Annotated in this window: 9 protein-coding genes; 4 read left to right on the top strand and 5 right to left on the bottom strand. The window is 40.3% G+C overall.

The window, feature by feature from the left end; genetic code table 11:
• Positions 1-44: 44 nt before the first annotated feature.
• Both rpaB and IQ229_RS06865 read left to right on the top strand, forming a co-directional pair.
• Positions 45-773 carry a response regulator transcription factor RpaB gene (gene rpaB, locus IQ229_RS06870; RefSeq protein ID WP_194042420.1) on the top strand — a complete coding sequence of 243 codons (729 nt, stop codon included), beginning with the start codon at positions 45-47 and terminating at the stop codon, positions 771-773.
• An 82-nt stretch (positions 774-855) separates the two neighbouring features.
• Positions 856-1,488 (top strand): cofactor assembly of complex C subunit B, encoded by a 633-nt coding sequence (locus tag IQ229_RS06865; RefSeq protein ID WP_194042418.1) that lies wholly within the window; start codon positions 856-858, stop codon positions 1,486-1,488.
• Between the two features lie 156 nt (positions 1,489-1,644).
• Here the strand turns inward: IQ229_RS06865 and IQ229_RS06860 are convergent, their stop codons facing one another.
• Complete coding sequence (locus tag IQ229_RS06860; protein WP_194042416.1) at positions 1,645-2,559, bottom strand: M48 family metallopeptidase; 915 nt, start codon at positions 2,557-2,559, stop codon at positions 1,645-1,647.
• A 155-nt stretch (positions 2,560-2,714) separates the two neighbouring features.
• Here IQ229_RS06860 and IQ229_RS06855 point away from each other — a divergent pair, with 155 nt between their 5' ends.
• The gene (locus IQ229_RS06855) at positions 2,715-3,233 is read left to right on the top strand and encodes a DUF456 domain-containing protein (RefSeq protein WP_194042414.1); all 519 of its coding nucleotides are present in this window, start codon (positions 2,715-2,717) and stop codon (positions 3,231-3,233) included.
• 550 nt (positions 3,234-3,783) lie between these two features.
• Positions 3,784-4,389: a PEP-CTERM sorting domain-containing protein gene (locus tag IQ229_RS06850; protein WP_194042412.1), complete on the top strand. Its 606-nt coding sequence runs from the start codon at positions 3,784-3,786 to the stop codon at positions 4,387-4,389.
• A 160-nt stretch (positions 4,390-4,549) separates the two neighbouring features.
• On the opposite strand, the gene nblB is transcribed toward IQ229_RS06850, so the two are convergent.
• The 4 genes from nblB to IQ229_RS06830 all read right to left on the bottom strand — a co-directional run.
• Entirely contained in the window at positions 4,550-5,215 is a 666-nt protein-coding gene (gene nblB, locus IQ229_RS06845) for a phycobilisome degradation protein NblB (RefSeq protein ID WP_194042410.1), read from the bottom strand.
• Positions 5,216-5,320: 105 nt separating this feature from the next.
• Positions 5,321-5,785: a CBS domain-containing protein gene (locus IQ229_RS06840; protein WP_194042408.1), complete on the bottom strand. Its 465-nt coding sequence runs from the start codon at positions 5,783-5,785 to the stop codon at positions 5,321-5,323.
• 228 nt (positions 5,786-6,013) lie between these two features.
• A complete protein-coding gene (gene mutT, locus IQ229_RS06835; RefSeq protein ID WP_194042406.1) occupies positions 6,014-6,430 on the bottom strand; it encodes an 8-oxo-dGTP diphosphatase MutT in 417 nt (138 codons plus the stop codon).
• Between the two features lie 541 nt (positions 6,431-6,971).
• Positions 6,972-7,206: DUF760 domain-containing protein (locus tag IQ229_RS06830; protein ID WP_194042404.1), on the bottom strand; the 235-nt coding region annotated here is incomplete at its 5' end.

The following is a 7,206-nucleotide window of genomic DNA, read 5'->3' as shown; positions in this document are numbered from 1 at the left end:
AAAAATTAATCATGTAAATTTTTAGTCAAGGAGCCTAGAGAAACTTGGAAAGCCATAAAGAAAAAATCTTGGTGGTAGACGACGAAGCCAGCATTCGCCGGATTTTGGAAACACGCCTTTCCATGATTGGCTACGATGTAGTGACAGCTGGCGACGGGGAAGAAGCTTTGGAAACTTTTCGCAAAACTGATCCTGACCTAGTAGTTTTGGATGTAATGATGCCAAAGCTAGATGGTTATGGTGTATGTCAAGAATTACGAAAAGAATCAGATGTGCCCATTATTATGCTAACAGCTTTGGGTGATGTAGCCGATCGCATCACTGGCTTAGAATTGGGTGCTGATGACTATGTAGTTAAACCATTTTCTCCCAAGGAGCTAGAAGCCCGGATTCGCTCGGTGTTGCGACGGGTAGACAAAGCCAGTGGTTCTGGCATTCCCAGTTCTGGGGTAATTCATGTCGCTAATATAAAAATCGATACGAATAAGCGACAAGTCTACAAAGGTGATGAGCGTATTCGATTAACGGGTATGGAGTTCAGTTTGTTAGAGTTGGTAGTTAGTCGCTCTGGAGAAGCATTTTCTCGTTCGGAAATTTTGCAGGAAGTATGGGGTTATACACCAGAACGTCATGTAGATACCCGCGTAGTAGATGTGCATATATCACGTTTGCGGGCAAAATTAGAAGATGATCCTAGCAACCCAGAATTGATTCTCACCGCACGGGGTACTGGTTATCTTTTCCAGCGGATTATTGAGCCAGGAGAGGAGTGAGGAGATGAGGCAGGGGGAGAAGAACTTTAATTATTGTCCAATGCCCAATGTCCAATGCCCAATGCCCAATGACTAATGACTAATGACTGATCCTAATCGAGTTTTGCGGCGTCTACCCATTGTCGTAGGTGGGCTAGGCGCTGTACTTTTATTGATTAACCGTTTATTGACACCGGAATTAACCCAGTCTCAATCACGTGGTGATGTGGTGGGCGTGATTTTAAGCGCGGTGTTAATTTTGACGGGTTTAATTTGGCAGCAAGTTCAACCGCGATCGCCTGATACTGTAGAACTAATTGGAGAAGAAGGTTTTGTACTCGCAGCAGATTTACCCGAAGCGGTGAAAACAGAGCTAGCCTGGGCATCTCATTTATTGTTGACTAATACAGTAACGCGATCGCTTGTGGTTTTTTATCAAGGTAAAGTTTTGTTGCGTCGCGGAATTTTGGGTACCAAATCTGAGGTTGTGCCAGGAGTAATCTTAAAACAGGTACTCGAAAAACAAAAACCGATTTATCTAGTAGTTCTAAAAATATATCCAGGTAGGCTTGAATTTGATTATTTACCAGAAAACACTCAAGGTGTAATTTGTCAACCTATTGGCAACCAAGGTGCATTAATTTTGGGAGCAAATGCTCCTCGCAGTTACACTAAACAAGATGAAAACTGGATTGCGGGAATTGCTGATAAGTTAGCCGTTACTCTTAGTACTTAGATTGTCAGCTAGTTTAAAAGCCAGCCAGTTTTATTGATACAAGGGGCTTAAGCCCCTTGTATGGGAACAAGCTCGCAGCTAATCGGTATTAGCCAGTCATTTAGTGTCATAGGCGTATTTTAAATTTAAAAATTAAATCTAAAACTTAAAATTCAATCACCAAGAACTCAAAAAATTCCAACCTTCCTTTTCTTGTGGTGTCTTTCCTTCTTTTTCTTCTAGTTCTTCCGGTATCTTTGAATTTGTTTGTTGAATTAAATTATCATAAGCTCCTGAATCAACCCATTTTAATAATTCGCCAGCCCGCATAACTACCCAAGAAAGCCCAGGCTCTGTATAGCTTAATATTTTGGTGACTTTATCCACACTATCAAAGTTATTAGATGCAAACTCACGGGCTTGGACGAGAAAATCTTCAATTACAGCAGAAGTCAAGTACTCATCTGGTAAACCCGCGAGTTTCATCAGTGCAGTAGTTGCTACGTCAATATCCTGACAAGCAAGCAAAGCAGCCCGATCGGCAGTGAACCTAGCCATCATCCGCCAATTATACAAACCTAGTTCCATTCCACCCGCTACTAAGCCACCGACTCCCAGTGTGGTACTACTCAACAAATTTTTCAACGTTGGCATAACAATTGCCATTTGGTGATAAACCATGTGCTGACTTTTGATGCGAGCGATTTCGTGCCCAAAAATATAAAGCAACTCATCTGCGCCAAGCCACTCCATTGCATCTAAATTGATACCGACAAGGGGTTTTTCCACACCAACAATGTAGGTTTGAATGTGACCTGTGCCTCGAAATAGATACAATTCAGGAAGTGGAGCAACATCAAGAATTTGGCAGGTTTCTACAAATGCTTGATGTAATTGGGGAAAATTACGGGGCGAAATTCTGATTTCACTACCAAGGCTTTGCAGTCTAAGTAGGCGATCAATGCCGTATTCGTTAACTTTTTTGAGTAGCAAGGAGACACCGGGCATATTTTGCAAGGAAGCCAAGGCTTTGCGATCAAAGGGGTGTTCGTATGCTTCTGAACTTAGTCCAGTTAATATTTTTCTCGTCATGGGTTTTGAGCTTTTTAATAGCAGTTTAGAAGCATTAGGCAAACTTACACCACAGTGTACTAAGTATTTTTCGCTATCTTACCCAGATAGAATAAACAGTAGGGACGCACAGATGTGCGTCCCTATGAGAAAATTTGGAAATTTACAATTGATCTATGCAAATTATTTATTGGCTATTAATTGCTGTAATGGTTGTGGGTATTATTGGTGCTGTAGTTCCAGCCATTCCCGGTAGCAGCTTAATTTTAATTGCAATTATTATCTGGGGAATCGTTAGTAGTTCCTTTGCAGCTATCAAAATTCCACTAATTGTGACAATTATAGTTTTACTGCTCAGTGTCGGAGTAGATTTTTTAGCTAGCTATGTGGGAGCAAAACAAGCTGGAGCTAGCAAGTGGGGGCAAATTGGCGCAATTGTTGGTTTGGTAGTAGGATTTTTGGGATTATTGCCAACTTTACCTTTTGGGGGGCCACTGTTAGGAATTTTACTAGGCCCGCTTTTGGGAGCAATTATTGGTGAGTACCTGTACCGACGTGAATTCGGGTTAGCAGTTAAAGCAGGTATAGGAATTGTAGTCGGATCTTTGGTTGGAAATTTGATTCAAGGGTTGTTAGCGATCGCCGCAGTTGTAGTTTTTGTTGTAACAACCTGGCCACAGGTATTTGGCTCTTAACATTTGAAAAATCTGACAGATTTGAGAACAGCGGTAATAGCTAGCAATTAGCTGTTTTTTACAAACATTCAATTTGCTCGTAAAGACTATCCATAGTAAACAAATACAGCGGTTCCTCCCATTTATTCTATGAGAGGAACCGTTTCACTAAATATTGGTAACTGAAGAAATTATAAATACACTGCATACTCCATTTATCTAAAATATGGTTGAGAATTTTTATGTATAAAGAATTACCATTCATTGACGTTACGTAGACAACTTGATTAAAGTCAGAGCTATTGCCAATAATTTAAACCCTAGAGAGTAAGAGATATACGAAGCGCAGATATGTAAGAAATTAAAATTTTATGAAGACTATTTATTAGTTGAAGATGTGATGAAGACCACTCAGTAAATATTGCAGGTTCTAAGTCTATGTGATTTTATGGAGATAAGAAATACATCACGCAAGTTTCGCTTTCACTGACAGTATTTTAAATAAATTACTGAGATTAAAAGTAAAGCAATTGCTCTGATTTAAAGTTATTACTAGGAGCCTCAAACAAGAATGATTGGTTTTAAATCTACATTACTAAATGCAACTTTAGCTGTTGCTGCTGCACTCCCCTTAGCTACTGCTGCCTTGTTTACCTCTGCTGGGTCTGCTCAAGCATACACTGGTGGCTTTACCTTTGACGGAAAGGGCACTACAGCCAAGATCACTAACACTGGCATAACTTTCACTCCTGATCCAGGAGCAATTGAGTTAGGGATCAAAGAGGGATCTTTTCTTAACGATACAAATGGGACTATTTACAACTTAGTAAATGCCACTTTACCTTCTGACTTTATAGATATTGGTGATCAAGATGGCGTTAAACTTCTTAGTTTAACCACTCTTTTCGCACCAACGTTTGAAGTAACAAAAACAGGAACACTAATCACCTTTACGTTCAACGGATTGTTCGAAGACCAAAGTCAGGCAACAGTAGACGTTTTTTTCGCTTCTTTAAAGAAAAACGCGGAGGCTCTATACAATAGTGGTGAAATAGTTAATGCAAGTTTTGAAGGTGCGACAATAGCCTCTGTTCCCGAACCAGCTGCATTACTAGGCTTGGGTGCAGTAGGTGCAGTAATGGCTATGTCTCGCCGTCGCAAAAGTATCCTTCAATAGACCTATCCTAAATATCAACAAGTTACTTTTAGTTGCTAAAAGTAACTCTAATTGAGCTATTCGATCTGGCTGGAATGCAAAATTTACCAACCAGGTCGAATTTTTTTATACTGCCAGACAAATCTATATTAAAGGTGGATTTTCTTAACCTTAGATAGACTTAAACTGACTGCAAAGATTGTTTAGCTTCGTTTGCGATCGCATCTACTTCATCATTAGCCAGAGTTTCTAATATAGATTTGGCTTCTGGACTAGCCAAACGAGTTAAGGCTTGTACAAGTCTGTAACGAATTTGCCAATCTGGATTGTTAACATAGGGAGCCAATAGGGAAACTGCTTGTACATCTCCCAAGTCACCCAAAGAACTAATAGCAGCAGTTTGGACTAATTCGTTTTCTGATGAGAGTGCCTCTTTAAGTAGTTCAAAGGCTCGTGGATCGCCCAACTCTCCTAATGTAGCAATAATACTGAATTGTATTAACCATTCCCCAGTTGTATGATAAAGCTGCTGTAAATCTTCAAAAGCTTCGCTTAACTTCAGAGCGCCCAAACAGTCTGCTGCTGCTGCTTGTACATCTACTTCGGAGTCATGAAGTAAGCGATCGCGCAAGATATCCAAGGATAATTGTAAATCTTGCGTTCCGAGTGTATCCATTTGACTCACTGCTGAGTAACGGACACGGGAATTATGATCGCCAATAGCACTTTGAATTAATTCAAAGCCAACCGCAGGTTCCAATTCGCGGATTTGATTTACAGCACGTAAGCGATCGCCTAAATCCTCAGAACTGAGCAATTGCTTAACAGACTCCGGAGTAATACTCATTTAGTTATCCTTGATTTTCAAATGTATAAAAAAGACAGACGCGATTAATCGCGTCTCTACTTTTGACTTTTGTACAGACGCGATTAATCGCGTCTCTATTTTTGACTAATCTTGACTAGCAGCCATAGCCCGAATAATATCACCACGAGTGAGAATACCAATTACTTGACCTGTAGTCTCAAGTACTGGTAAGCGGTGAACGCTGCGATCGTGCATGATTGTCGCTGCTTCTCTTAAAGTTTTATCAGGGGAAATAGCGATCGGGTTTTTACTCATCACCTCCCCGACAGTTTGCCCTAGAGCTTTGTGCAAATCACGGTCATACGTAGCAGGATTTTTTAAATAGATAACACTGTCAAGAAACATAATGTATGCAGGTGGAGTAACACCAGTTTCTTGCCACATCAAATCGGTTTCCGAGATAATGCCTACCAATTTACCGAGATCATCCACAACAGGTAGTCCGCTGATATGGCGTTCTGCGAGAATTTGGATAGCTTCCTTCAGTGGAGTTTCCTCCCGGACAACAATCGGATCGCGGCTCATTACATCGGCAACGGTTTTAGGCATTTATTTGCTGACACCTTAAATCAAAGTCCCTGCGCTTATTGTAGAAAATTGCGGGACTCAACCTGATGCAATTAATAGATTGTTACGGGATTGGTCATTGGTCATTGGTCATTTGTCATTTGTCATTTGTCATTGGGCACTTGTACTGAGCGAAGCCGAAGTATTGGTTATTAATTATTCTCCTCTGCTCCTCTGCTCCCCTGCTCCCCTGCTCCCTCTGCTTCTTTCCTAGCCCCCACTTCCTTTCAATGCAGCAATAATTTGAATATTTGCTTTAGGAAAAGTAAAATGTTCCAGTTCTTCCAAACTTACCCAGCGAATTTCATCGGATTCCAAAGGTTGGGGGACACCCGTAAGATGGCGGCAATGATGTACTGTGAGAGTAACGCGCAAACTTGTATAGCTGTGGTCAATAGTAATCAGATGCTTTCCGACTTCAATCACTATTCCCAGTTCTTCGGAAATTTCCCGTTGAATACATTCTTGAATGGTTTCACCAGGCTCAATTTTACCACCAGGAAATTCCCACAAACCACCCATCGCTCCTTGTGGACGACGGCGGTCAATTAAAATTTGCTTTTGGTCATTCCAAATTACTGCAACACCAATGATTTTATGGGGTGGGAAAGAACTGGTTTCACTCATAGTTGAATCGGGAGTAAGGAGTAGAGAGTAGGGAAAGAATTCGTGAATTTTGACTCTTGACTAATAACAAAACTCGGCAGAGTTACAACTAGTCTGCCGAGTTTAGATTTATTGCAAAGGTCATTTAGCACTGTTCGGTTATCCACAAATGTGCATTCATCATTTATAAATAAGCGTCAATATCGTATCTGGTTAAAGACTTAATTATTCAGACCGTAAAAAGGTTTAGAGGAAAGGAATTTTTATGCTTTCTGCATAGGTTCGGGAGTTATAACTAACTAGCCTGACATCAGATAAATTGAATTAATCACAAAATTACAGGAGTTCGCAGAGAAGCGAAATCAAAGACTCCGCGTTCGTCTGCGTTGAAATTTCAACCTGAATTCGTCACTATTTTGGATATTTTAAAAAACTTAGCTGATGTATAATCGGGAATTAGCAGTAAAGATGTCGCAGAGACTTATTTTTAAATTCGTATCGCTGTAACTATAATTAGCTTTTAGCCCAACAATATTGATTGGATTCTCCAAATTTTACATTTCTAGTCAACTTCGTTGTTGTTGGTTTCAGATCCTTGTAAGGTCATTTCAAAATTCATTCTCTGTTCAGCGTTACGCAAGAAATAACCACTCATCATCGCAGAAGCAAGAAGTCTACCTAGATTTTCGCGATTTGTGGTTACAGTAACACCAAAGTGTTCTGAAGGTAGATTACCTAATAGTCCTGTAATATTCCGTTCCATCACCTGAAACACTTCGGCAGATGTGGGTTTGGAT

Source organism: Nostoc cf. edaphicum LEGE 07299, from assembly GCF_015207245.1.
Classification (GTDB): domain Bacteria; phylum Cyanobacteriota; class Cyanobacteriia; order Cyanobacteriales; family Nostocaceae; genus Nostoc; species Nostoc edaphicum_B.
The sequence above is the reverse complement of the archived record's forward strand: the minus strand, read 5'-3'. Positions and strand labels throughout refer to the sequence as shown.

Coding starts and splice junctions, on each gene's coding strand:
- IQ229_RS06865 (WP_194042418.1), top strand. CDS start 856: ATGACTGATCCTAATCGAGTTTTGCGGCGTCTACCCATTGTCGTAGGT.
- IQ229_RS06860 (WP_194042416.1), bottom strand. CDS start 2,559: ATGACGAGAAAAATATTAACTGGACTAAGTTCAGAAGCATACGAACAC.
- IQ229_RS06855 (WP_194042414.1), top strand. CDS start 2,715: ATGCAAATTATTTATTGGCTATTAATTGCTGTAATGGTTGTGGGTATT.
- IQ229_RS06850 (WP_194042412.1), top strand. CDS start 3,784: ATGATTGGTTTTAAATCTACATTACTAAATGCAACTTTAGCTGTTGCT.
- nblB (WP_194042410.1), bottom strand. CDS start 5,215: ATGAGTATTACTCCGGAGTCTGTTAAGCAATTGCTCAGTTCTGAGGAT.
- IQ229_RS06840 (WP_194042408.1), bottom strand. CDS start 5,785: ATGCCTAAAACCGTTGCCGATGTAATGAGCCGCGATCCGATTGTTGTC.
- mutT (WP_194042406.1), bottom strand. CDS start 6,430: ATGAGTGAAACCAGTTCTTTCCCACCCCATAAAATCATTGGTGTTGCA.